The following is a 24,439-nucleotide window of genomic DNA, read 5'->3' as shown; positions in this document are numbered from 1 at the left end:
GCCCCGCGGGCTTCAGCCTCAGCGACCGCGGCCTCCTCGACCAGCCGCTGGTTCGTCGCCATCAGGTTTTCCACCTCGTGCTGGACTCGGACCAACGCAGTCCGGGCCTCGTCCCGCTCGGTTCGCGTCGCGGCAAGCCGCTCCTCGGTCATACCAACGCGGGCTTCGAGTTGGCCGCGCACCTTCACGGCTTCGTTCCGTTCATGGGCCATGTCGGCGATGTTGGCTTGGAGCTGCACCACCTGCGCGCGAAGGTCGGCGATCTGCTGGCGAAGGTCGGCACGGATCTCCGCCTCCATCTTCGCGGCCCGGTCCTGGCGGCCGAAGGACACCAGCAGTCGCCACGCAACGAGACTGCCGCCGACCCCGGCGGCGATCTGCGAATAGATGTTGGACAGGACACCGCCGTCGGCGGCGGACGATGGATCGGGCATGGGACCTCCTGCGGCCCGGCGCCATGGCGCGGGCGTAGAAAAGGCGCCTCGCGGGCGCCGGGATCATGGATGGGTTGGAGTGTTGTCGCGGGTGGTCAGGCGGACGTGCCGTTCTGGATTAGGCCAATGAAGTCGAGGGCGTTGAGGAGCGACAGCAGGGCGGAGTTGCCGCCACGCGATCCGCTGATGGTCTGCCGGGGCTGCGGGGCGATGCCATAGAAGCCGATACCAGCCACCGACACCCGGAATTTGCTCGTGTTGTCGCCGGCCAGCAGGTTCACCCCGCCGCTGCCCTTGCCCTCCACCTGGACCTCGGCGTTGGTGCTGGCTCCGTCGACGGTGACGAAGGCGCCGCCGGTACCGTTGGAAACCTTCAGGTAGTCGCCGTTGACAATCAAGCCGGTGGCGCGCAGCACCGTTGCCGTCCCGACGTTCAGGAAGATGCTGCTGTTGTCGCCCTTCGACTGGATGATCGGCGAGATGATGCCCGCAGACCCCTCACCCCACAGCTTCGGGGTTCCCACTGCACTGCCATCGGTGCGCAGTCGGCTGTTCAGGTTTGCCACTGTCGGCCCGACGCACCAGCTCGGGATGTCGATTTCCGCGACCGTGCAGGAGGCCAAGCAGCGCAGGAGGGTGCCGACAGCGCCCTCGCCCATGCGGATGGCGTCGCCGCCTGCGGTGATGACGTTGCCGTTGTGAGCGTTATTGAATGAAATGCCGACGTCGAAGGTTGAGGGGATGGCGTTGTTGCTGATGACCAGCGCCGCCCTGGAGGGGTGGCTGCCCACCGCGTTGAGCAGCAGGGCGTAGCCGTCGCCGGCCGCGGTGACGTGGCTGTCGATCTCGCAGGCGATGCCGGTGGCGCCGGGGGCACTGACCAAGACGCCAAAATTCGAGCCGAACACCGAGGCCCCAGCGACCGCGGCCTCGGCATTGCCGTAGAGTGCCACCAGCACGGGGCCGGCGGCGACGGTGGCCTTCAGGAAGCTGCTGATCCCGACGACATGCTGGTAGGCTGCCAGGGTCGAGTCTACGGTCGCGAACAGAGCCTCATAGGCCAAGGTCGGTGTGGCGCCGATGTATTTGGTAAGGTTGCCCATGTCGAAAAGCCCTGGCCCTGGAAAGCGGGTGCCCGGCTCAATGGAGATGCGGACGTTCTTCTCCGGGATCGCATAGTTGCTCGACATCTTGTACGGGTCGGCCAGCAGGCGCAGCGACGTGCCCGCCGCCCAACTGACCAGCGCGGCCCGGTCGTCGGCCACGCCGTTGCCGACCGTGCCGGGCAGGTTGCCACGGAAGGCCTCGATGGTCACAGCGATGTCGCGCGCCGTTCCTGCCAACTGCCCGACAGGGTCCATTGCCCAATCGAGATGCGTGCGGGTGTGACCGTTCAGCGTGTAGACGAACGGGTTGAATGAGAAGCTCATGGAGCGCTCCTATACGAGCTGCAGCAGGGTCGGCGTGACGGCGTAGCGCCGGAAGAACGGGTTCGTGAATTCCGGATCGTCGGTGAGCAGCCCGTAGACGGCGGTCTTCTCCCGGTGGCGTTCGTCGTCGGGGAACGGCACCACGACGAACGGGGCGTGCTTTCCCTTCACCAGGAAAGTCCCGAACGCTTGGGCAATGAACTCCTCCTGCTCGATGAACCCGAGGCCGAACTGAAGCCGCCGCTGCGTCGGTCTCACGGTGGAGAAGGCAGAGCCGTAGGGCACCTGGGCGACGGTGGAGTTGTCGACCGGCGTGATCTTCCAGTCGTAGGCGATGTTGATCGCGGGCTGATACACCTCGGCCACCACGAAGGTGCCGATCGCCGGAGGGCGGGATGCGGTCTGATCGTCGATCCGGATCCGGATGTACCGGCAGTCGATGATGGCCGGCGGCACGAACAGGCGCGGGAAGCCCAGCGCAGCGTATTCGTCGGCGTCGATCAGGCCGTAGATGGTGAAGACGCCCCAAGGGTCCTGCGTCATCGGCTCCTTGTCGCGCGGCCAGCATGTGGTCCAGCCGGTGTCGAACGTCGGGGTGCTGAAATCCGCCTCGGTGCTCGCCTGGAGCCACAGCCGGCCAGCCGACGAGCACAGCAGCATGGCGAAGTAGAACAGGCCAACCTTCCGCGTGCCGCCGAGGTCCATCACGAACCAGCTGTCATCCGGATCGGTCGAGGCGGCCTCGGCGACGATCTGCGGCTGAGGCTTGAGCAGGTTGGTCAGCGGGAGCGCCCAGGCGCCGCCGCTGAAGGCGCCGGTCCAGTGCCGGCGGGAGATGAGGACCTTGCGAGCCATCAGCCGACCACCTCATAGGTCACGTCGGAGCCGCCGACAGTGATGGTGCGCGACCAGACCTTCACGGGCCGGTGCACCGATTCGAAGTCGAGGAAGGCGTCCTCGTCCAGCGACAGCGGGGTCTCGGTCACCTCCTTGACCGTATAGACCCGGCGCTCGACGCCCCACATGGCGGTGTAGAGGTCACGGACCGCGATGGCGGCCGCCGCGTCATTGACGAAGCTGCGGATGAGCGGCAGATCCTCCGCCCTCGGCTGTGCCAGCGTCACCGATGCATCCTGATACGGTTCAGCCACCTGTCCCGCCGCGGACTGCGCCGACCGCGCGGCGGTGTCGGTCAGCCCCTCAAGCAGGTTGGTTGCGGGGGACCAGTTCCGGCTGTGCTCCACCCGGATGCGCCACGCCGGGGGGATGATTTCCTTAAGCGGCGCCGATTGCACCGTCGTCTTGTCGAGCCGCTTGGCCGGGGTCGCCCCAGGCGCTCGGAGGATGCCGGCAACGAACCGGCCATCGGGCCTGACCGACCACCAGCCGTGCACGCCGGCCACAGCCTCGTCCAGCACGTCCAGCCGGTTGACCGAGTCCTTTGCGAAGTAGCCGACCGGCCAAGGCGCGGCGGCGCGCAGCCCGTCGAGCGGGGCCATGCTCACCGCGTCCGGCTCGTAGTCGCCGACGATGAGCAAGCCGTCCTCCGTCCGCACCGGGTCGCCGTCTTCGGTGGCCAACGGGTTGGCGTTGATCACCTCCGTTACGACATCCTTGAGCAGATCGGCGGTGGTGTAGGTCTCCCAGCCTGGAGCCGCCGCATCCGCCCGCACGTCCGAGTTGGCATCCGACCCGAGAGCGAAACGGGCGTTCGGAAGGTCGGCCTGGAACTGGCCAGTCGTCGGAACCCCGGTGACCTTGGTGCGGTCGAGCCCGCCGACACGCACCCCCAAGGTGTCGGTGTTGGACGTGCCAACCCGGTAGACGCGGGCCGCCGTGTCCTCGCACACCGGCTCCACGCTGAACGTCCGCCCCCGCTGCCAGGGGACTGGGCGGCCCCGCACCGTTTCCGCCGCGGTGTCGGGGTAGACCTGGGTGGAAAGGGCGACATCGAGGCTGGCCCCCAGGTCGGTGGCCTGGATCGTCACCACCCCATCCTCACCCGTCGCAACCGCCGACACCTTGCCCACGGATTCGATCACCGTCTCGTCGTAGGGCACGATGTCGGAGACGCCGGACAGGATGCGGATGGGACGGCCGATCCACACGGCGTCCATCCAGTCGTAGATCTCAGGGCTGAGCACGAACTTGATGTCCGACACGCTCACCATGTCGCGTGAGCGCCGGCAGTAAGCGCCGACGCCCATGGTCGTGGTGATCGTGGGGTTCCCCTGCAGGCGCGGTTCGTACTGCACGCGCTGCCCGGCGATGGTGCAGCGATAGGCCATGTTGGAGAGCCGCCGCCAGAGCGGTGCCCCGGCGGCGTAGGTCTCGACTTCCACCAGGGCGAGCCGCATGGCTGTGCTCCTCAGTCGGTCAGGGGCAGGACGGCGGAGACCGTCACCACGGACGGCGCGTTCGGCTGGCTCGGCGTCGGCAAGGCCGACGTGTCGTAGGTGATGCCGATGGTGACCTGCACGCCGAGCGCGCGGGCCGCTGTGACCTTGGCATTGAGCGCGTCGCGGGCGTCCTGGATTTCCCGCGCCGCAGCCTTCAGGTCAACGAGCGACGGCTCGATCGCCGGGGCGGTGGCTTCGGTCGAAGTGGTCTCGGGCATCACGCGGCCTCCACGCTGGCGGCCGGCGACTTCGGCGCGGCGGGGCTGTCCTTCTTCGCCTCGTCATCGGTGACCATGAAGTCGAGGGCGAGCAGCGCGGTCCCGAGCACGTCGGCCGTGCCGAGCTGGGCGAAGGTGAGCGTCGGCAGATCGAGGTCGACTTCCTGCGCGGCCAGCTCGGCGAACTCGCGGCCATAGGTCTCCTTCGCCTCGTCGCTCGGGAAGGAGACGATGCCGCTCGCCCGGTCGAACTTGATCTGGTCGTTTTCCACCACCGCGTGCTTGCGCAGCAGGTGGTGGCGCGCCTCCTCGAACAGCTTGAAGGCGTCGCCGATGAGCTTCTTGGCGCGCACCAGATCGAAGGTGGTCTTCGGAGGGCGGGGAGCGGCGAGCAGGGCGACGATGGCCTCGTTGGCAGTCGCAATCTGGGTGTTGGTGATCTTCATGGGTCCTCTCGGGTTTTGGGAAAGGTCGGGTTGGCCGAATGCCGCACGGGGCGGCGGGGTCAGGCGGCGAGGCGCGTGCGGAGGTCGGCGACCTCGGACTCAAGGGCGGCGATGCGCTCCGCTGCGTCTTGCTGCTGTTCGGTGATCAGGTCGATGCGTGCTGCCGCGTCCTGCTGGCGGCTATGCAGAACCTGGATGGAGGTGATGGTCGGTGCCCAGAGCTGGTCGAGCCGCAGGCCCTGAAGCGAAGTTTGGTCGTTCGGATCGGCGAGGGTCCAGCCGGCCCAATCGAGGTTTGCCGGCACTGCGGCGCGGACCTCTTGGGAGAAAAGCCCGGTATGGACACGCCGCCCATTCTTCCAGCGGTAGGCATGCGGCTTCAGCGCCAGGATGAAGTCCAGTCCCAGCGGATCGGCGCCGAGGTCGGTCTTCTGCCGGGCATCCGACGTGTTGATGGTGCCGGTGGCGGCGTAGACGGTGGACCAACGGTAGGAGGCCGAGCCGAGAGCCAGAGCGGCGTCGGCGCCGGGCCTGCACAGCCCGGACACGACCAAGCCGTTGCCCAGCACGACCACGCCATCCGCCAACGAGAAGTAGAACGGACGCAAAGCGCTCCAGCTGCCGTCGGCGTCGTTGTTGGCGGTCGCCAGCATGTAGAAGGTGCTGCCGTCCTGCCGCAGGATCAGGCCGTAGTTCGCGGCGGTCGCGGCGGACTTCAGCCGGATCTGGTCGGCGGAGGTAAACACCGCGCTCGTCGCGGCCAGCGAGCCCAGAAGCGACAGGTTGCCGCCGCCGGACAGGGAGAGAAGCGTCGTGTAGCCACTTCCCGTGAACTTGTTGACGGACAGCGACCCGTTCTGTTGAACGAGGTCGAGGAACGCCGCGTCGGTCAGGTTCCTCATGGAGAGGATGGTGGCTGCCCCGCTCGTGTTGCTGGTAATGGCAACACCGCGCCGCGCATCCCCTGGATCTCCGCCGCTGTAGGCGGCCCCGCCGTTCCGTACGGTCAAGTCACCACGGGTATCAGCCCCCAGTCCCACCCGCAGGCTGTTCGTCGAGGTCAACCCGTTGATCGTCAGCCCCGACGAGGTGAGCAAGAAGGGGGGTGGCCACCCGGCGTCATAGCGCAGGGAGAAGGCCCCGCTATCAACCGTCAGGTCCCAGAAGTGGTTGGAGTTGTCCGCCTCGATCATGCGGATGGTCGGCGCAATCGCGTTGGTCAGCGTCAGGCCAGCGAACGTTGGACTTGCCGTCGTTCGCACGTCCTGCCCAAGCCAAGCGCCGGTCAGGTTGCCGCTTGTGTAGACCTGCAACCATGCAGTCGCTCCACTCCCGTTGGTAGCCCGGTAAAAGAGCTTCGTGGAGTCGAAGAAGCTACCCGCGAACTGCATGGCGTAGTAGTTGGCGGTGTTGTGATGGGTCGAGGAAATCAGGTGGTACCAGTTGCCTGATGTCTCCGGCCATCCATGAGCCGCGGTAGCGCTGCCCGTCTGATAGAACCCGGAGCCGACGCGAGCCGTGATGTCGTCGGCGGTGACGATGGACAGTGGAAACTCCCAGGCGTGATGGCCATCGAGCAGATCGGCGGACAGGTTGGTGACGGTGGTGGTGCTTGAGATGACGAACGGTGCCGTGCCGGTTGGCGCTGGAACGGTGAGTTGACCCAAACGGTCGAAGGCGAACACGCGGTCCATTGTCGCCGTCGAGCCGACGCCGGTCGAGGCGGCGCTAGAAAACTGGAACTCCAGGCGACCGCCAGTGTTGGCGGCGCCACCGCTGCCCGAATGCCGCAGTGCGAAGCCGTAGCCGGACGCGCTCTGATGCTTCCAGCCATAGTTAAAGGTGATGCCCGCGGCGATGTAGCCGCCCTCGCCCTGCAAGACGCCAGCTGACATGAAATACGTGCTGTCCAAGCCATCCAGGAGGTCGGCCGACAGGTTGGTGACGGTCGTGGTACTGGCGACGCTGAACGGCGCCGTGCCGGTCGCCACGGTGCTGGTCAGGACGCCGGACAGGCCGAGCGCTCCGAACGCCGTGTGCGTGTGGCCCTCCAGCGATACGTTCGTGCCGCCGCAGCTCACGATGTCCGTGAAGTCCCAACGCCATCCGTTCTCGCTGGCGAGTTGGAGACGCGATGATCCATTTGACCAACCGACGTAGCCGCGCCGCACGCCGTCCCCGGTGCGGAACTCGATGAAGCCGGGGTGCGTCGCGTCGCCACCGATCAAGCCGATGGAGCCGAGCGACGTGGCGCCTTGTACCGACACGGCCCCCGTCAGTGTGCCACCAGACAGCGGCAGATAAGCGTGCGTGTGGCCCGCCAGAGCGAAAGCCGTGCTGTCCAGCCCGTCGAGCAGATCTGCGGACAGGTTAGTGACGGTGGTGGTGGACAGCACCGAAAAGGGAGCGGTCCCGGTCGCAACCGTCGAAGTCAGCGGGGTAGAGAGGGTCAGTCCCGTTTGGATGTGAACCTGCCCCGTCGCCAGCACGAGCCTGAAGGGTCGCAGCGCGTTCCAAATGCCGTTGGCGTCACCGTTGTTGGTCAGAAGGATGTAGTAGCTGTCGCCGTCGTGCCGGTGGACCACCCCGTAACCCGCCGCCGTCGTTGAGGCCTTCATGCGGATTTGATCGGTACTGGTCAGCACGAGGCTCGGGGCCGTCATAGAGCCGGTGAGCGTGCCGCCGGAAATCGGCAGATAGGCGTGGGTATGGTCCGAGCGCGCAACGGTGGTCGCTGACCCTGACCCGGCAAAGCCCGTGATCGCCGCCGCCGGGTGGCTGGTGCTCATCGGCGTGAAGCCGAGCGCCGACGTGACGTTGCTGCTCGTCAGCTCGCCGCGGATGGTGGCGCTCGACTTGTTCTCGACGGCGCCGAGCCCGACGTCCGACCCGGTGAGCGTGACCGCTCCGGACTTCCCCGCGACCGACAGCACCGCGGCGCTGAGCGTGCCGTCCAGCGCCCCCGAAAGCCCGGCGCCGACCTTCACGCCGCCCAAGGTGGAGATGCTGGCCGGTGGCAGGACATAGGCGTTGGCGCCGGACGAGATGCCGTCGAGCTTGACCTTGTCCGCAGCCGATAGGAACCCGGCGGCCGTCGTGGTGGCGACAGCATGGAGGTGCCCGGCCAGGGCATAGGCCGCGGCGTCGGCCGTGGCGATGGTGCCGAGACCCAGGAACACCCGCGCTGCGGCCGCGTTGGCAGCGGTGATCACGGCCAGCATCGGCGCCGACAGCGCCGTGGGCGAGGCGGTGCCGCTCGCCACACCGAGAACAACCGGCCCGGTCTGCGACGCCATCGAGATGGTGATGTCGGCGCCGAGATTGCCGCCGCCGGTCAGGAGGCCGGACACGGTGACCGTCCGTTCCACCGGCACGGCCCCGATGTCCGCCGGATCGATTGACCCGATCATGTAAGCCCGCAGGTCGCCTACTGTGGACTTACGCGTGCCACCGACCTGAACGACGGGCAGCACCTCGCTGCCGGTCAGCGTGACGCCAACCGGCAGATCGGAAATCTTGACGACGCTCATGCTTACCCCACTGTCCGGCGGGTCGGTCTGGCTGGAGCCGTCAGGGCGGCGCCGACCTTCGAGGTTTCTTGCGTGGTCCGCTTCTGCTCTTGGACCTGCTGGCCGAGACCGCTCTGCACGATGTCGGTCAGGCGCTCGACGGTCTTGGTCAACCGCGAGACTTCGGCGCGCAGCGCGACCACCTCACGCTGGCTGCTGCTGTCGTTCGAGGCTGGCGGCCGGAACGACATTGCCGGCGCAAGGGTGGCCACGGGCGGCATGGACCCGTGCGGCAGCACCGAAGCGCCGCCGCCCTGGAACATCCACTCCGGCCCCTGCTCGCCGACACGAATCCATCCAGCCTGCGTGCTGTCCGTGCCAGTGGCGTAGGACCGTCCCGCCAGCAGGTCGTTGATGCCCGAAAGCAACCCCGACTTGATGGCTGCAAAATTGCCGTCGGTACCGTAGACCTGCTGGGCGAGTTGGATCACGGTCTGGCCGACCGTCGCATACTGCTGACGGGCCGCACCGTCCCCCGCCATGCCCTTGGTGTAGAGATCCTTCAGCCGCTCCTGGTTCGCCTTGAGCTGCTGCAGGGCCGTCCCGCCGCCGGCCGAGCCGTATAGCAGTTGGTCGCGCAGGTTGCCCAGATCGGTCACCGACTGCTTCATGGCCGCGGTGTTGGCCTTCTGGGCGGCGGCCTGCGTTTCGAGAGCGTGAGTACGCTCCAGCTCTTGGCGCACCAGCGTGTCGGTCACACCTTCCAGCTCCCGCCGCTGCTGGATTTCGAGCGCACGCAGGTCGTAGGCATCCTGGGTGACCTGCCCAAGCTCAACCTGGGCCTTCATCTTCCGGAGATCGTTGTCTTCGGTGAAGGACGCCCTGGCTTTTACAAGGTAACTCTGCGCATAGCCGACTGCGACGTTGTCACCTGACGACGTGATGACGTCGTTAAGCTGATCAATGCTCAGCCCCTTCATAACGGCGTCCATGCGGGAGCCGTACATCCGGTTTGCGGCGTTGTCGTCACCTGTCGCCTTGTTGACGTCCGGGCCGTTCTTGGTGTGCCAATCCCTGATCGCGACGATCTGGTTCAGGTAATCTTTGTTCAGGACGCTGTTCAGGTCGCTGTTGTAAGCCTTGGCCGTCTCCTCGTTCAGCTTCTTCAGCGCGTTCTTCAGTCCCTCGCCGAGCTTCGCGGTCAGCGTGTCGCCCTCGTAGCCGACCGCCTGCATCGCCTTCACGAGATCGGTTGAAGCGGTGCTCCAGTAGCCTTGCGCCTGGGCGACCTTCTTCTGATAGTCGGTGGCGGTGTCCGTGACCCCCGCGACCTCGGCGTCGATGCGGGCCTTGGCGGCGGACAGGGCAATCATGCGCTTCTCGGCGGCCTCCAATGCCGGCGGCACCTGCATGCCGGCGGAGGACATCGCCGCCATCGACTTCACCATGTCGTCGGCGAGGGCCTGGAAGTCCTTCCCGACCGCGCTGAACGTGCCATCCGCCAGGGACTGCACAACGCCCATCACCTCGCCATACCGCTCGGTGCTCAGCCCATGTTCGCCCAGCGCCGAATTGAACAGACGCTCGGTCGTTTCCCGCTTCTGGCTGGCCGGAGTGATGCCGAGCGAGACCGCGTAAGCGTTGGTCTTCTCCAGCGCCTGTCGCAGCACGTCGGGGATCGCCACCCCCGCAGCCGCGATGGACTGCACGGCGGCATCCAGGTCTTCAGCAAGCGCCGCCACCTTGGCCTCGCCGCCCTGACCGCGCACACCGGCCAGATAGGCGTCAGACGAGCCGCCAGCGATCTGGGCGACGGTGTAGCCGGTGGACCCGGCCTCAAGCCCCCCCATCACGCCGCTGGCCACGGCGCCGGTCGGATCGTCCTTGATCGCGTCGAGCAGCTTCGTCAGCACGGCCTCGGCCGCGGCGAAGTCTCCACCGGTCGGCGACAGGCCAGGGTCCCCCGGCCCGGCCACCGCGGGGGCCTCGCCGGGGCCGGTCACGGAGGCGAGCCCCTTTCCCATCGCCTCGGCGAAGCCGCGGATGCCACCGATTGCGGCCATGCCGGTGATGCCGACCATGCCACCGAGAGTGGCGGCTTCCTTGGCGTCCAGCCCAAGGGCTTCAGCGACCGTGTTGGACAGGCTGTTGATGGCATCGGCCACAGCGTCCAAGAAGCCGCCGAAACCACCGCCGCCGCCGTGATCGGCACCATACCCGCTGCCGGTAGCTCCAGCGGACGTACCGCTGCCCGGCGTGTCGCGCTCGCCGCCCGCGACGCCGTTGCTTTCGCCGCTGCTATCGCTGTCGCTGTCGTCAAAGCCCAGGAGGCCGGTGAAGGGATTGACGCGACCGGAGTGACCGAGGGCACGGCGGATCTTGGCAAGCTCGTCCGTGGAACGGATGTGGATCAGGGCATCGTCGCGCCCCTCTCCAAGTCCTGCCAGCATGGCCGCGCTCTCACGGGCGTTCCAGATCCGCTCGCCGCCGGCCAGCTTGACCAGCTCCGGCCCTTCCTCGCCGACCACCGCCCAGCCGGATTTGGCGGAGGGCGTGCCGGTGGCGTAGCCCGGCAAGGTGGCCAAGAGCTTGTCGAGAGCGGCGTTGCCTGTCTTGCCGCCGACCTTGGCGGTAAGCGCCGCCACGTCGTAGGTGCTGTCGGCGCCCTTCAGGAATTCGAGGATCGACTTCCCGAAAGCGTTCGCCGCCGCGGTCCCCTGGTGGGTGGACGCGACGATGGACGACATGCCGCTGTTCCACAGTGCCACGGTGTCGCGGAACTTGCTGGCGAAGTCGATGGCCTTGACCGCGGCGTCGATGTCGTCGCCGACCGCGTTCGCCAGAACCCACGCCACGTCGGCGTTATCCGACTTCAGGCTGCGCAGGGCTTGGAGCATGGCCTGCTCCGGCGTGGCGTCCCGCTCGCCGACGACGATTGTGGAGAGATCCCCGGCGATGAGGCCGTAGGTGTCCATGATCCCGTTGAGTTTGGTCGCGATCTGCTCAACGGCGGCGTTCCATTTCGTCGGGTCCCCGTCGTTGTCGGCAGCGAAGGAGCCACGCGTGAAGCGCCCACGGCTGAGCGACAGGTTGGTGACGCTGTAGGGGTCGCCCCGGCTGTTGCCGGACGAGAATGCGGAGATCAGGCTGCCCCCAAGCGCGACCAGACCGCCCACGACCTGTAGGCCGGGAATCATCATCATGACGCCGCCGGCAGTCGTCGCCGCCCCGCCGATGGTCTGGCCCGTATTCTGCGCCTTGCTCATCTGCATGACGCCGCCGGCCGCCGTCGCGGCACCACCGATGGCTTGCCCCCAACTCACCGCAGGTGTGGCAGCCACGGTCCCCATACCGGTCTGCGCGCCCTCGCCACCGGCCAACATGCCGTTCCCAGCCTTCGCCACGGGGGTAGTCTGGGAGGCGACGTTTCCGCCCCATGCTGTCGAGTTCAGCCAGGACTTCACCCCGCTAAGGCTGCTGTCGCCGAAGCTACCGCCGGACAGCCCGTTCCACACGCTGCCCAGCGCTGAAGCGATGCCCTGCGGCCCGCCGGCGGAGACGACGCTGCCGCCGACCGAGACAGCGCCGCTATCGGTGATCCCGCCCAACAGGGACATGATGCCGCCAAGGGCCGCCTGCGTGCCGCCGACCATGCCCGCCGCCGCGGTCTGCTGGGCCTCCGCAAGCTGCAGGGTCGCCCTCATCCCTTCGTCGCGCGACTTGGCTTCCGCCTCCAACGACTCCCGGAAGTGGCCCAGCCCGTCCGTCAGCGCGTCCTGCTTGTCGGTAGCCTCAACCGTGGCTTTCTGATTGCCCAGCGCGGCGTCGATGGTGGCCCGCTGAGTGGCGGTGAACACCGACGTCACCGACGCGGCTTGGGTCTGGGTTCCCGCGAAGGCAACCGTCGCCGCCCCGGCTTGGTCATAGGCCGCCTTGTTAGCCAGCACGGTCTTTACGTAGGCTGACCCATCGGCTTTGACATGCCCGCTGTATGCGGACAACGCGGCGGCGAGATCTCCGCCGGCTTGGTCCAGCTTCTCGCGGAGGATCTTGGTCCCGGCCTCGATGTTCTGCGCCGGGTCATATGGGTTAGTGATGCCATAGGCACGCCAGTTGGCGGGCATGACCTGCATCAGACCCGCAGCGCCGGACCCGTTCAATGCGTTCGGGTTCCAGGTCGATTCCTTCTGGATCACCGCCTTGATGAGGTTGGCATCCACCCCGTACTTGGTGGAAGCCGCCTGGATCACACCTTCCAGATCCCCGGCGTCCTTCACCGCGACCGGCAGGGGCTGGCCGGAAAGGGCCTGCGTCGCCATGCTGTTGATGTCCAGCGCCGCCGCGCCTGCGGCCACCCGGACCCACATGGCGTTGTTGGCGGTGCTGCCGAGCCCACCGTTGACCGACCCGATGACCCGATCCAACAGGCCGTTGTCGTTGGCCGCCCGCGGCGTGTTGTCGTTCGCCACCGCCACCGGACCAGCCAGCAGCTTGGTCAACTCTCCGCTGACGAGCGTATCGAACGGCTTGGTGATGGTTTGCCGGACGAAGATGCGCTTCAGGTCTTCGCCCAGCGCCTCGATGGCCTCCCCCGCCTCCGTCGCGCCGACCAGCACATCCTCGAAGGCGGTGCCGATGGGTTCGGCGATGTTGGCCGCGTTCTGGGCCGCGTCCTGAAGGATGGAGTCTACCCGCGCCAGCTCCCCGGCCTGCTCGACATAGGCTCGGGTTCCGGCATCGGTCAGGTCGGCGCCCTTCGAGCGCAAGTCATTGGCGGCCTGGAGCATGGCGATCTGCTGGGCGCGGGCGGCGTTGCTCTGTCCGAGCAGGGCGTATTCGGCATTCGCAGCCTCAACCGCCTTGCGCTGCTCGGCGGCCATCTGCCCGAACTGCTGGGCACGCTGAGCCATGTCGCGGGCGAGGACGCCTTCGCCGATGCCGCGGATCTCCGCCGCGTCGCGGGTCGGGTCCAGCCCGCGCTTGCGCGCCTCGGCCAGCACCTCGTTCGCAAGGGTCACCTCGCGCACCGCGCCGGCCCCCTTCTCCCATGCCTCGGCCAGCCGCGCAGCGTCGGCGGTCTGATCGCGCAAGGTGGCATCGAACTGAGCAGCCTGGACCTTGCGCTGGGCATCATCCACCCGGCGCAGCCGATCCACGATGGCGTCGTACGGCTCGATGGTGCCACGCGCCACCTCGGCCAAGGCCCGCTGGTGGATTGTCGCCTCGCGCACCGCGGCGGACGACACGCCATAGGCCCGAGCCACCAGTTCCGCGCCTGCGACCTCAGCCGCCGCAGCTCGGGTGTTATCGTTCACGGCCACCAGGAGCTGGAGCAGGGCTTCGCGCCGACGAACGGTCAGCAGGTTGAGCGCATTTTGACCCTCCAGGTTCCTGTCCCGAATTTCGTCCTCAGCCTTCAGTTGAGCGGCGGCAATCTGGCGCTGAACGGCGTTCCCCTGCATGGCCTTGGACAAGCGGTCGTAGGCGTGCGTCTCTCCGCTCACGTAGTCGATGGCCTTCTTGTTCTTCTCGATGAAGGCCGCATCATTGTCCGACAGGTCATTTGCGGCACGGTGGGCTGGCACGGCCCCGGCGGGCTTCGTGACGGCACCAGAGGCGGCGGCGGTCTTCTGCATCACGGCGTCGACCCGCCGTTCGAGGCTGGCGACTTCAGCGCGGGCGCTCTCCAGCGGCCCCTGGTAATTGGCCCGGTATCCACCGTGCGGCCCGCCAAGCCAAGCGTCGGACTCGTACCGCGCCACCTTGGCGCGGGCCTCTTCCAGCTTCTGCTTCAGCGCTGCCTCGTCGTCTGGCTTGAAGACTGCGTTTGCGACCAAACCGGCGGGCGAGTAGCGCAGGACCGGGTTGGCCCCCAGCACCTTCCCGATCCCAGCAAGGCTGGGGTTCTCGATGAAGTCCGCGAGGGCCTTGAACTGTTCCGAGATGGCAACCGTGACGGCGATGGTGATCTTGGAATTGGCCGCAGCGTCCACCATCCGGTTGAACTGCTTGCCGATCTCGTGCATCGCCTCGCCGGCAGGCGTCATCCCCTCCTTGCGCAACCCGTCGAAACGACGATGCAGAGCGGTCAGCGCGACGGCCAGTGCGTCCGACTGGCGCCCGTGTTCCGCCATGATGCGAACGGACGCCAATTCCTCGGAGTTCAGGAATCCGGTTGCCTCCTGAAGTTTCATGATCGCCGGATAGCCCTCCGTGGCAAGCCCGGTGAGTTGCTTCACCGTCTCGTCCAACGACTGGTTCAGGCCCACGGCCATGTCGGACCCGAGCAGTGCCAGTTCCCGCCCCATCGCCGCGGAGACACCGCGAGTCGAAGCGAGCACCTTTGCCACCGCGAAAGACTCCGACCTCCCGGCGCCACCCTCATAGAGTTCCTTCGCCACCGCGCGCAGATGGCCGGCAGTGGCCTGCGCCTCGGTGCCGTATGCCCCCATGGTGAGGGTCAGTTCTCGGGTCTGCGAGATGTTCTCGGCAGCGCGCATCCCGATCAAGGCCAGCCCCGCCGCCACCGCCAGGACGCCCATGGAAACCAAAGCCGTGGTGGAGGTGAGCAACGCCATGGCGCGGGTCACGCCGCCCACCGCGCCCACTGCCTGGGGGGTCTGCTGGAGCAAGGGGATAAGGAACCCCTGCCCGCTTCCGACCTGCACCACGAAATCCTGAACCTGATATCCGAGATTGAGGGATTCGTGGGCGGCCAGCTTTGTGCTGGCGGCGGCGCGGGTCGCAAGCGCGTGCTGCTCGCGCAGCGTGGCGGAAAGGGCCTCGTGCTGCTCCCTGGTCAGGCGAATTCCGCCGATGCCGTCCGTCATGGCCCGGTCGAGCAGGCGCTGCTGAGCGGTCAGGCGTTCCTCGGCGCCGAACGTGCGGTCCAGGCTGCCGACCAGCGACCGCAGCGCGGCCTCCTCCTTCTGGACGGCAAGCGCCGCCGGCGACAGGGCGGCGGTCAAGCGCTCCTCGTCGGCGGCCAGTTCCTCCACGGACTTTCCGGCCGCAGCGGCGCCCGCGCGCAGGTCCGAAAGCGCCTGGTCGAAACGCTGTTGAGCGGCGGCGGTCGGGTCCACCGCGGCCATCACGGCGCGGTACGACGTGGCGAGCTTGGCGTTCTCCGCCGCCGTCTGGGCAGCGGCGCGGGCGGTCGCCTGCTCGTCGGCGATAATCATCGCCGCAGTCGCCTCCCGGTCGCGCACCGCCGCGTCCCAATCCGCCGACATGCGGGTGAGCGCCGCCTTTTCCTCGTCCGCCAGACGTTTCGCCGCAGCCACCGCCGGATCGTGAGCGGCGGCATAGGCGCGGAGCAGCTCGGCACCATCCTCTTCCGCCAGACCGGCGCGACGCACCGTCGCCTCCAGTTCGGCAAGGCCCACCTCGTAGCGCTTCTGGGCGACGTCGACGAGGCCGAGTTCCTCCCGGTAGCGTTCCAGCGTGCTGTCCATCTCGCCAAAGGCCGCCTCGATGTCCTTCAGCCGCCGGGCCGACGCCTCGGCATCCCCGGTGACCAGCGACAGTGTGTTGCCGCTGCCGGCGCCCCTGCCGGTGGTGGCGTAGCGCAGATCGCCTATGGTGGCGGTGTTGACCGGCGAGCGCGAGACGCCCGTGTTGTCGTTGATCGCCTTCTGCGCGGCGCTGATGCCGCGCAACGCGGACTCCAGCGCCCTCGCGCCCGCAGCCCATTCGGCAAAGGTCGCATGCCCGGACCGCATGTCGGCGTTCAGGGCCTGCAACGCGCGGGCGGTGCCGTTGACGCCGGTGGAGACGGTGGTGGCCGTCTCGTACACCTGCGCCATGGCACCGGCCCAGGACTTCGCCGTCGCGGTGGCAGCCGCCGCCCCGGCGGCCTGCGCCGTGGACGCCGCTTCCGCCGCACGAATGCCAGCCACCCACTTCTCATGCGCCGTGGTGGCCTTCTGGATGGCGATCTCCTGCTGGGCCAGGATGTTAGTGCGCAGCCTTGCCTTCTCGGCAGCGTCGCGCTCACTCGCCTCCAGATCCTCCAGGTCGAGGCGGAACTTCTGCGTGATCGCCGCCACCTTGGCGGTCAGCCGCTCGACCTCGCCGTACTGGCGCCCGAGCTGTTCGCCGCTTTTGCTGACCCGGCGAACGCGCTCCTCGGTGACCACCGCCTCGTCGCCTACCCGCTTGATCGCGGCGGCGGCGGCGTTCGCACCGGCGGAAGCGTGGTCCTCGTACCCGACGACGAGGGATTCGATCTGCTCTTGAGCCATGGCGGACCTCAGCGACGGGAAGTGATAATCAGGGCCGGGCTTTCGACCGGCTTGCCCTCCCGCCTGCGGGAGCGCCCTTTGCGGAACTGCTCTTGGCGGAGCTGGTACTGGCCGGGAAAGGACATGCTGTAGACGCGCTTAGCCTTCACGAAATCGCCGTACTGAGCGTTCACCGCCTTGGCCGCATCATCGAACAGGCCGGCGGGAACCGCGAACGTCAGCGGTTCCATGCCGACCAACTGGACATCGACCTTGCGCGAATAGGGCTGGGTGTTCCCGATCACGATTTCCGCGCCGGGCGGGACCGAGGCAGGGTTGAAGGTCGCCGCCGGGATGAACTTCCCATTCACCGCGACATAAAAGCTGTCCCGGTAATGAGCCGTCTTCCCGGTCTTCGGGTTGATCGGGGCCGTCGACCGGGGCGGCGACCGCTCGATCAGGAAGGCCAGGGCGAAGGCCGTGACCGCGCCAAGGCTGTTGAAGCGGTAAACGATCCGGCCACCGTTGGCCGGCTGCACCAGTTCCTCCGGTACGCCCTCGCGCCCGTCCACCCACACGCGGTAGGAGGGGGAGGCCCGACCGCTGGCGATCAGGGCATCCCGCTCCTGGCGGGCGCGCTGGGCCAGCCGCCGGGACTGTGCCTCGGGAGACAGGGTGCGATCCACCCACAGGTTGATCCGACGCCGGAACGCTTGTGCACCACCAGCCATGGGCGGCTCCCTCCGGCGCCGTCTGGAGCGAGACGGCTTCGCCTCACTCCAGCTCGGTACCTTCCTTGTTCTGGTTGGCCTTGATCTGCTCCGCAATCCATTCGAGGAACACCTCGTCCATGGCGTGGATCAGCTTGAGCAGTTGGTCGGAGTCGTGACCGTGCCGGTCGGCGTAAGCCACAATGACCGACCAGGGAATCCGGCATGGCGTGGCTGGCCCCATGCCGCCGCCCCGCCACGTGCGGTCGTCGGTAAGGACGTGCCATGCCCGCCATGCCCAGACGCACCAAGGTTGCGGGTGGACGGCTTCGCCTTGCTCCTCCAGGCGGGCCGCCACCTCTGCCGCGATCTCCGGTTCCTCCTCCGCAAGCTCGGCCAACAAGTGGGCGTTTTCCTTCTTGCGGTGGAGGTGGTCCAGGAGAGCCGCCGTTAGTTTCCCACGGCTTCCTTGGTGTCGGCCTCGCGCTCGGCGGTCGCCATCTCGACCGCCGTGAATGCCGCCGTGGTCAGGTCGGGATAGTCGGGCGACAGGATCAACTCGCAGAACTCCTCGAAGCTGACCGGGTTCTTGTCGTCGTCCAGCATCTTGACGTCGATCAGGCACTCGTCGATCAGCGTCCGCGTGTTGATCTTGCGCTTCATCGCCACCGGCAGCTTCTCGGCGTCGCCGCCGAAGCTGACGGCGGCCTTGCGCTGCCGGGACGCCTGCTTGTCGTGGAAGCTGTCCCCGCGGGCGCGGCACAGCACCTCCAGGTCGATGTCCAGGCTCGGACGCTTCCACACGCCTTCGGTGGTGGCCTTCTCGCTGCGCTTCAGGGACTTCAGGTTCGCCATGATGAAAAAGCTCCAATTGGTCGTTGGTCGGTGATGCGCGATGGGTGGGCGGCGGGCCGACCAAGCCCCGCCGCCCCGGCTCGCGCGTGCCGTCATGCCGCCGTCGCCGGCAGCCTCGTTCCCGTGGTCGGTCGGGGTCTCGTCAGCGGACCAGCTCGAAGCGGGATAGGATGAGCTGGACGCCGGTCAGCGGGTCCTTGCTGGCCGTCAGCCGCACCGGCAGCATGACGTCCTGGTTCTTGCCCGCCACGTTCGGGTCGCCCTCGCGCGGGGTCAGGCGGGGCGCTTCCCAGACGATTGCCTTGCCGCCCTTTTCCAGGCGGGTGTTCAGCGACGTCGCCGTGCCCGCCATCACCTTGTCGAGCAGGTCGCCGTTGCCGAAGTAGGTGTCCAGTTCCACGGCCACGTCGAACGCACCGTCCTCGATGTCCACCGGAGCCGGGGCGGTGTCGTCGCCGTTCGAACAGGCTTCGATGGGACGCAGGTTGTTGTTGATGGTGAACTTCACCGCCTTGGCGTAGTTCGGCTTGCCCAGCGCCTGCCCGCCCTCGCCGATGCGGCCGCAATTGGCCGAGAAGGCGAAGACCGGATAAGCGGCGCTGTCCGGCGCCTCGTCGGGCGTGTCGTCCAGGGACACGGGTCCTTTGGCGCCCTTCAGGCCCATGAATGCGACAGAGCCGGTCGCCTTCTGCTTGGCCTGCCCGCCGAACTCCAGCGTGTTCACGCGGTTGCCGTTCTGGGCGATGTAGGTCGGGACAGCCTGCCCCATGAAGCCACGTTCCAGGGTCACGCCGCGCTTCTGGACGCCGTTGACGATCACGTCGGAGGTGAACACCCGGATCTGCTTCCCGGCGCCGGTGTCGGCCGCCCAGGTGGCCGGCAGGTTGTCCAGCGTCAGCTTGCGCGCGGCGATGCCGACGATGCGGCCATAGACGTTGGTGCCCGCGGTGTCGAAGCGGTTGGTCGTGGCGGTGTCGCCGACCTTCACCCAGCCCCCGATGGTCAGGCCGAGCGTGGTGAAGTCGAGGCCACCCACCTCCGAGGTCAGACCGTCCGCCACCGCCTTGATATCGGCGGCGCCACCTTCGAACCCGACGACCTTCATCCGGGCGGCGCCGGCAGGCGACGCCTCGTCCACCAGCCCGGCGCCGAGGAAGGCGGGGACGGTGGCGGAGCCGGTCGTTACCTTGGCGAGCTTGCCACGGTTGCCGGATAGCCCAAAGCCGGTGAAGTAGACCAGTTGCCCGGTCACGAAGGCGGCGCCGGCCGCGACGGCGACGACCTGGGTGGAAGCGGTGACGCTCTGGATCACGCTGGCCGCGGTGCCGTCGTTGTCGCGCGACGGGGCGTTGATCCAGGGGTTGCAGAAGGCGGACTCAATCTCGGAATCGAGGAGGCTGCCCGGCACCGGATAATGCCACTCGATGCCCAGCGACCCGTTGTTGCTCTCGCCGACCATCGTCGGATCGCTGTTCTGGCGGTCGTCGCGCAGATCGTCGGAGTCCACATAGTCGGCTTTGCGGGCCAGACCGATGGAGGTGACGCGCTGCTTCCGCATGCGGGGGGTGTTCGGCGTGACGCCGTAGGTCGCCTCGGCGACGCCGGTCAGGCGAACGCGGTTGGTACTGGTCATAGGCGGCTCCTTTCAGCCGGGCATGAAAAAAGCCGCCCAGGGGGCGGCTCGGTGATGCGCTGTTGGGGGTGGGCCGGTCAGGCGACGGCGTCGGGCTCGGCGGGGGTAGCCTTGCTGCCCTTCCCGGCCTTGGCCGGCTTCGGCAGGGCGATGTGTTCCAGCTCCACCAAGCGGTCGAACGACACCGGACCGTCGATGTCCTGCGGGGCGACCGGCTGGCCCACGGCAAAGCGCCGCGACGGGGTGTTGAACCCCTTCACGACGGTCGGCTTCTGCTCCTGTTCCTGTTCGCTCATCTTCATCCTCTCCTGGTCCAGTCGATGGTCATGGTCATGCCCCACCAGTTGCCGGAGTCGTCCTTGGCTCCGATGGGGTCGAAACGAATGCTGCGGAACTCGACAATGCCGGTGTCTTGCCCGCGGCACATTTCCGCGAAGGCGGTCAGCAGCTCGCGAATGGTCGCGCTGCCGGTCCCGGTCGGGGCGAAGACGATCACCATCAGCTCGCCCGTTTCGTCCCAGCGCTCATCAGTCGGATCGCCCGCACCGATGCTCTCTTGATCCCACAGGTCGCCGCCGATGATGATCCGCGCCCAGTGGTTAGGGGCAAGCTGGCCCGGTACCAAGCCTTGGGCTGGACCACGCGGCTGCGGCTGGGTGAACGGATCATTGTCCCAGGCGAGCGGGCATTCTGTCGGGGTCGCGTCCGGCCATCGCGATTCGATGAACGACTTGATGGCCGAAAAGGCGTGAATCGTTGCCATTCGTTCAGCCCTTCGCTTCCATCCACCAGCCGATGCCGACGCCGCGGTAACCCGGCCGGTCGACGGTCAGCATGGTCCCGGCCCCCGTCCATTGGCCGTTCACGATGGTGGGATTGATGGTGATCTGGTCGCCATGCACAGGGCCTGCGACCGGAAAGGCCGTCGCCTTCAGCGTCTCGTCGGCGATGATGATCCGAAAGCGCCGTTGGGACACCGGCCCGGCCAGGGTGTCCGCGCCCACCTCGGTCACCTTCGCCTTCAGGATCACATCCACGCTGCCCAAGCGGCTGAGCACGATCAGCTCACCGTCGGTGTCGATCAGGTCGCTGATGTCCACGGGTCACCAGCCCTTCGGAGCCGCAAGCCCCGCGTCCTGTAACGCCCTCAACACGTCTGCCGGAATGGAGCTTCCATTGGGGCCGGTTCCACCAATCCAGTATTCTTCCCGGCCCACACCCTCGACTTCCTTCGCCTTCAGCGTCGGGTCGCGCCGCTTCGTCGCCCAGCGCAGGCGAGCCAGCCGGGCCACCGCGTTGCGGAGAACCGCGGGGACTTCCTGCAACTCCCACCCCACGGTCCCGGTTACCGTCACCGCAACGCCCCACCGGCCGAACCCGTCGATGTTCAGCAGGCCCGCGCCTGCATCCATCGTGTAGGCGCCCGCGACGATATCGGTGCCGGCAATGGACACGACCAGCGAATCCTGGTCGAAGGGAAGCCGCCACGGCAGCACCAGTGCGCCGGAAGCGGCCTCGGCCGCGCTGAAGTTGATCGAAACCTCTTCAGCAAGAAAGGTGCGTCGCCCCTTCTGGTCAGGGGCGACGCCGCAGGCTTCGCACACCGCGTCGCTGTCGTCCTTTATCCAGGCACGGAGCAGTTCGTCTTGCTCCGGCCCCGTGATACCGAGTTCGGATTTCACGCGGGACAGGTCGACCAACGAACGGTCCGCGACCGCATGCGCGACGATCAGCTTGGGCATGGTCAGACCTCCTTGCCCACCGTGGCGATGTCCAGCCCGGCAATGTCCGACTTGGACATGACGGACAGCTCAGCGCTGCTGTCGAGGATCAGGACCGGGACGGCCTCGCCTACGGCAGCCTTCACCCCCTTGATGGTGCGCCGCGCTTCTTCGACGGTGACTGTGCGTCCAAACTTCACCACCAGCGCATCGCCGGGGGTCAGGGACAGTTTGCCGACGCGATATTCCAGATCGTCCATGGCGGTTACCCCTGCGCGGCCAGGGCTTCGGCCTCGGCCTTGGGCAGCGGCTTCGGCGTGAGGTAGCTGCCGTCCGCCACGACGTGGTACAGGCCCTTGCCGGCGGACACGATCGTGCGGCCGGTCCCGGACGGCGTGGGGGCCGGGGCGGCGGCGGGTTCGCCACCCTCGCCGTCCGCAACGGGGGCGTCGTTGCCGTCGCTGCCCGACACACCGTCCGTGGCCTCCTCCGCCTGACCATCTTCCCGGAGAGGCATGGCGCACCCGGAGGCGATCAGCGCGTCGGCCTCCTGCTGGGGAAAGCCACAGATCTCGCCCGCGTTGTTGCTGCGATGACGGCGCAGCAGCCGGACCACCTTGATGTTCATCAGATGCGGTCCTTCCCGAACAGGGCGATGGCGCCCGCCACGATGCTGGTCGGCGTGCCGCCGGTCGGGTCCGCATCGGCCACGACGCGGACGTAGCGGTTGGCGCCCGCGAGGTTCACGGGAAGCTCGATGATCCCGCTGGGGTTCGTTCCCGTCAGCGTCTTCACGACCGGGGCGCCGTAATCGGCCCAGCCGCTGCTGCCGTCCACGGAGTGCTGGAGCTTGGCGGTGATCGTACCGCCGTTCGCGCCGCCGGCCGTGCTGTACTGGACGGAGCCGATGCCGGTGTAATAGCCCAGGCGGTCGACGGCAGCGCCGTTCTGCGGCGAACCGGTGCCGGCCGCCGGCGCGAGCGACGGCTTGGTGGTGCCGATCTGCCCGATGTTGTGCATGGTCGCGTAGGAGAGGCCCATGAACGGATTCCTTCTTGCGAAAATGCGACAGGCGCCCAAAGGGCGCCTGGATCGCGAGTTCAGAGAGTGGTTGGAAACGATCAGCCGGCGCCGGCACCCCAGGCGACATCGGTCAGCCACGCGGCCCCCTCGATGTGCTTCATCTGCTGGTCGACAGCCATGTCGATCTTGATCAGCGTCTCGGAGTTCTGGAACGCGCTCTGCCACGCCTGCCCGTCGAAGTAGGTCGCCTGCGAAGACATGTCGATCATGACGCCCTCCACGTCGCCGTGGACCACCTCCGCGAAGTCGATCAGGCCGATTTCCGACTTGTTGCCGCCGGCCCCCAGGTTGATCGGGATCTGGGTGGTTTCCAGGATCGGGTAACCGCCCCAGTAGTGCCGCCCGTCCGCCTGCTTCTGGTAGCACTCCGGATAGACCCGGTTGCCGTTGCCGTCGCGCAGGCTGCCCAGGAAGATGCGGGTGCGCGGCGCCATGGTCCAACCGGGTCGCAGCATCTGGACGTTGCCGTTGGCGAGCGCCGTCAGGAGCTTGGCTTGGTCGCCGTCGATGTTGGCGACGTTGACGGTGGCGTTCGCCTGGAACACCTGCCCCGCCTCCTCCGCGAAGCTGCGCAGGCCACGCGGGGTGTTGTTGGTGCCGTCGCCGCGGATGAATGCCAGATCCTTGCGAAGCGCGGTCGCACGGACCAGCGAGTTCAGCGCCATCTGGTCGGCGCGGTTGGCCCGGCTGTTGCGCTGGGTAAACTGGAGGAGGCGGTTGCTGATCGGCACGATGGCCGACAGTTCGCGCGCCACCAGCGAGACGCTGCCGGTACCGGGCTGGCTGACGTTCGCCGGCTGACCTTCACCCTTGAACGCGGCGACGGCGTCGGAGGTGCCGCGGCGAATGCTCAGCGCCCCGGCGTCGAGCGGCCGAACGTCGTCCACCATCGGCGTGACGACCTCGCGGGGCCGAAGCACATCGATGAAGTCGTCAGCCACCTCCGGCTGCACCAGCAAACCGCCGGCTCCCGGTTCGGACGCCATCAGCGCCTTCTGCAGATGCGCGTCCTCGGCATCCTTGGCGATCTTCAGGGCGGCGTCCATGTTGCCCTTGGCGCAGGCGAACGAGCGGACGACCGCCGCGAAGACGTGTCCCTTCTCGGGCTTCACGTCCTCGACGCCGCGCAGCACGGCCGGAGCGGCAATGCCCGGCGTCACCGGCGTCGCGGTGGCCGCCTTCAGCGCGTTGACATCATCGACCTGCTTGACCTGGGCGTCGATCTGGCCGATCTCGGCCTTGATCGCGTCGAACCGCTTCAGCTGATCGCCTTCCAGCGCCTTGGTGGCGCCGTCGATCAGCTTTTCGGCCTCATCCAGCAGCTCCCCGCGCTTGGCGAGCAGCGAGTTCTTGTTCATACCCTACTCCATTGCTTGATGCGCCGATGGCGCTGTGTCGCCCGCTCGCGCGGGATCTCGTGGTTCAGGCTCGCAGGCGCAGCATGTCGAGTTGCGCCAGGGCGATGGACTTGTGCAGGCTGGGGGTCGCATCGCCTCCGGCGGCCTTGCCCTCCTCCTGCTGGCACTGTTCGAGCACGGAGTCGATCTGCCCGGCCGCCGCCTCGATGGCGGTCTTCGCCTCGCCCAGCGCGGATTCGTTGGCAGCCGACAGGACCCGGCCAGCCTTGGCCCGCTTGCCGGGTTTACCGCCGGCAGCCTTGGTGCCAGCGCTTTCCTCGTGCTCGCCGGAGGCCGGCGCCTCCGACTGCAAGCCATCGGTCGCCGCGTCCAGATCCTTGAAGCCGCACTCGAAGGCATCGGCGCCATCGAGCCACGCCGC

General features: G+C 67.5%; 21 protein-coding genes. All 21 read right to left on the bottom strand.

Annotated elements, in window-relative coordinates:
* Positions 1-434 (bottom strand): hypothetical protein (locus tag H0B54_RS28670; protein WP_211109619.1); only part of this gene is annotated, 434 nt, incomplete at its 3' end.
* 95 nt (positions 435-529) lie between these two features.
* Positions 530-1,864 (bottom strand): hypothetical protein, encoded by a 1,335-nt coding sequence (locus tag H0B54_RS28665; RefSeq protein WP_188263174.1) that lies wholly within the window; start codon positions 1,862-1,864, stop codon positions 530-532.
* Positions 1,865-1,873: 9 nt separating this feature from the next.
* Positions 1,874-2,719: a hypothetical protein gene (locus H0B54_RS28660; RefSeq protein ID WP_188263173.1), complete on the bottom strand. Its 846-nt coding sequence runs from the start codon at positions 2,717-2,719 to the stop codon at positions 1,874-1,876.
* Positions 2,719-4,221: a hypothetical protein gene (locus tag H0B54_RS28655; protein WP_188263172.1), complete on the bottom strand. Its 1,503-nt coding sequence runs from the start codon at positions 4,219-4,221 to the stop codon at positions 2,719-2,721. Before H0B54_RS28655 ends, H0B54_RS28660 begins: the two co-directional genes overlap by 1 nt.
* Before the next feature lie 11 nt (positions 4,222-4,232).
* The gene (locus H0B54_RS28650; protein ID WP_188263171.1) at positions 4,233-4,481 is read right to left on the bottom strand and encodes a hypothetical protein; all 249 of its coding nucleotides are present in this window, start codon (positions 4,479-4,481) and stop codon (positions 4,233-4,235) included.
* A complete protein-coding gene (locus H0B54_RS28645; RefSeq protein WP_188263170.1) occupies positions 4,481-4,927 on the bottom strand; it encodes a hypothetical protein in 447 nt (148 codons plus the stop codon). The genes H0B54_RS28650 and H0B54_RS28645 overlap by 1 nt, the downstream gene beginning before the upstream one ends.
* Before the next feature lie 59 nt (positions 4,928-4,986).
* Entirely contained in the window at positions 4,987-8,457 is a 3,471-nt protein-coding gene (locus H0B54_RS28640) for a tail fiber domain-containing protein (RefSeq protein ID WP_188263169.1), read from the bottom strand.
* A 2-nt stretch (positions 8,458-8,459) separates the two neighbouring features.
* Positions 8,460-16,679 (bottom strand): transglycosylase SLT domain-containing protein, encoded by an 8,220-nt coding sequence (locus H0B54_RS28635; protein ID WP_188263168.1) that lies wholly within the window; start codon positions 16,677-16,679, stop codon positions 8,460-8,462.
* An 8-nt stretch (positions 16,680-16,687) separates the two neighbouring features.
* Positions 16,688-17,389, bottom strand: a complete 702-nt coding sequence (locus tag H0B54_RS28630; protein ID WP_188263167.1) for a hypothetical protein — start codon at positions 17,387-17,389, stop codon at positions 16,688-16,690.
* 43 nt (positions 17,390-17,432) lie between these two features.
* The gene (locus H0B54_RS28625; protein WP_246472949.1) at positions 17,433-17,771 is read right to left on the bottom strand and encodes a hypothetical protein; all 339 of its coding nucleotides are present in this window, start codon (positions 17,769-17,771) and stop codon (positions 17,433-17,435) included.
* A gap of 47 nt (positions 17,772-17,818) precedes the next feature.
* A complete protein-coding gene (locus H0B54_RS28620; RefSeq protein WP_188263166.1) occupies positions 17,819-18,223 on the bottom strand; it encodes a hypothetical protein in 405 nt (134 codons plus the stop codon).
* Positions 18,224-18,365: 142 nt separating this feature from the next.
* Positions 18,366-19,856: a phage tail tube protein gene (locus H0B54_RS28615; RefSeq protein ID WP_188263165.1), complete on the bottom strand. Its 1,491-nt coding sequence runs from the start codon at positions 19,854-19,856 to the stop codon at positions 18,366-18,368.
* 77 nt (positions 19,857-19,933) lie between these two features.
* Positions 19,934-20,152, bottom strand: coding sequence for a hypothetical protein (locus H0B54_RS28610; RefSeq protein WP_188263164.1), 219 nt, complete (start codon positions 20,150-20,152; stop codon positions 19,934-19,936).
* Positions 20,153-20,154: 2 nt separating this feature from the next.
* Positions 20,155-20,619 (bottom strand): hypothetical protein, encoded by a 465-nt coding sequence (locus tag H0B54_RS28605; protein WP_188263163.1) that lies wholly within the window; start codon positions 20,617-20,619, stop codon positions 20,155-20,157.
* A gap of 4 nt (positions 20,620-20,623) precedes the next feature.
* A complete protein-coding gene (locus tag H0B54_RS28600; RefSeq protein ID WP_188263162.1) occupies positions 20,624-20,956 on the bottom strand; it encodes a hypothetical protein in 333 nt (110 codons plus the stop codon).
* 3 nt (positions 20,957-20,959) lie between these two features.
* Positions 20,960-21,598 (bottom strand): hypothetical protein, encoded by a 639-nt coding sequence (locus tag H0B54_RS28595; protein ID WP_188263161.1) that lies wholly within the window; start codon positions 21,596-21,598, stop codon positions 20,960-20,962.
* Positions 21,599-21,600: 2 nt separating this feature from the next.
* Positions 21,601-21,837 carry a hypothetical protein gene (locus H0B54_RS28590; RefSeq protein ID WP_188263160.1) on the bottom strand — a complete coding sequence of 79 codons (237 nt, stop codon included), beginning with the start codon at positions 21,835-21,837 and terminating at the stop codon, positions 21,601-21,603.
* 5 nt (positions 21,838-21,842) lie between these two features.
* Positions 21,843-22,205 carry a hypothetical protein gene (locus H0B54_RS28585; protein WP_188263159.1) on the bottom strand — a complete coding sequence of 121 codons (363 nt, stop codon included), beginning with the start codon at positions 22,203-22,205 and terminating at the stop codon, positions 21,843-21,845.
* Complete coding sequence (locus H0B54_RS28580) at positions 22,205-22,618, bottom strand: discoidin/SUN/FTP domain-containing protein (protein ID WP_188263158.1); 414 nt, start codon at positions 22,616-22,618, stop codon at positions 22,205-22,207. The genes H0B54_RS28585 and H0B54_RS28580 overlap by 1 nt, the downstream gene beginning before the upstream one ends.
* A gap of 80 nt (positions 22,619-22,698) precedes the next feature.
* Positions 22,699-24,018 (bottom strand): phage major capsid protein, encoded by a 1,320-nt coding sequence (locus H0B54_RS28575; RefSeq protein WP_188263157.1) that lies wholly within the window; start codon positions 24,016-24,018, stop codon positions 22,699-22,701.
* Positions 24,019-24,082: 64 nt separating this feature from the next.
* Positions 24,083-24,439: hypothetical protein (locus H0B54_RS28570; protein WP_211109618.1), on the bottom strand; the 357-nt coding region annotated here is incomplete at its 5' end.

The organism is Azospirillum tabaci (assembly GCF_014596085.1).
GTDB classification, from domain to species: domain Bacteria; phylum Pseudomonadota; class Alphaproteobacteria; order Azospirillales; family Azospirillaceae; genus Azospirillum; species Azospirillum tabaci.
This window is presented reverse-complemented; position numbering and strand designations above follow the sequence as displayed.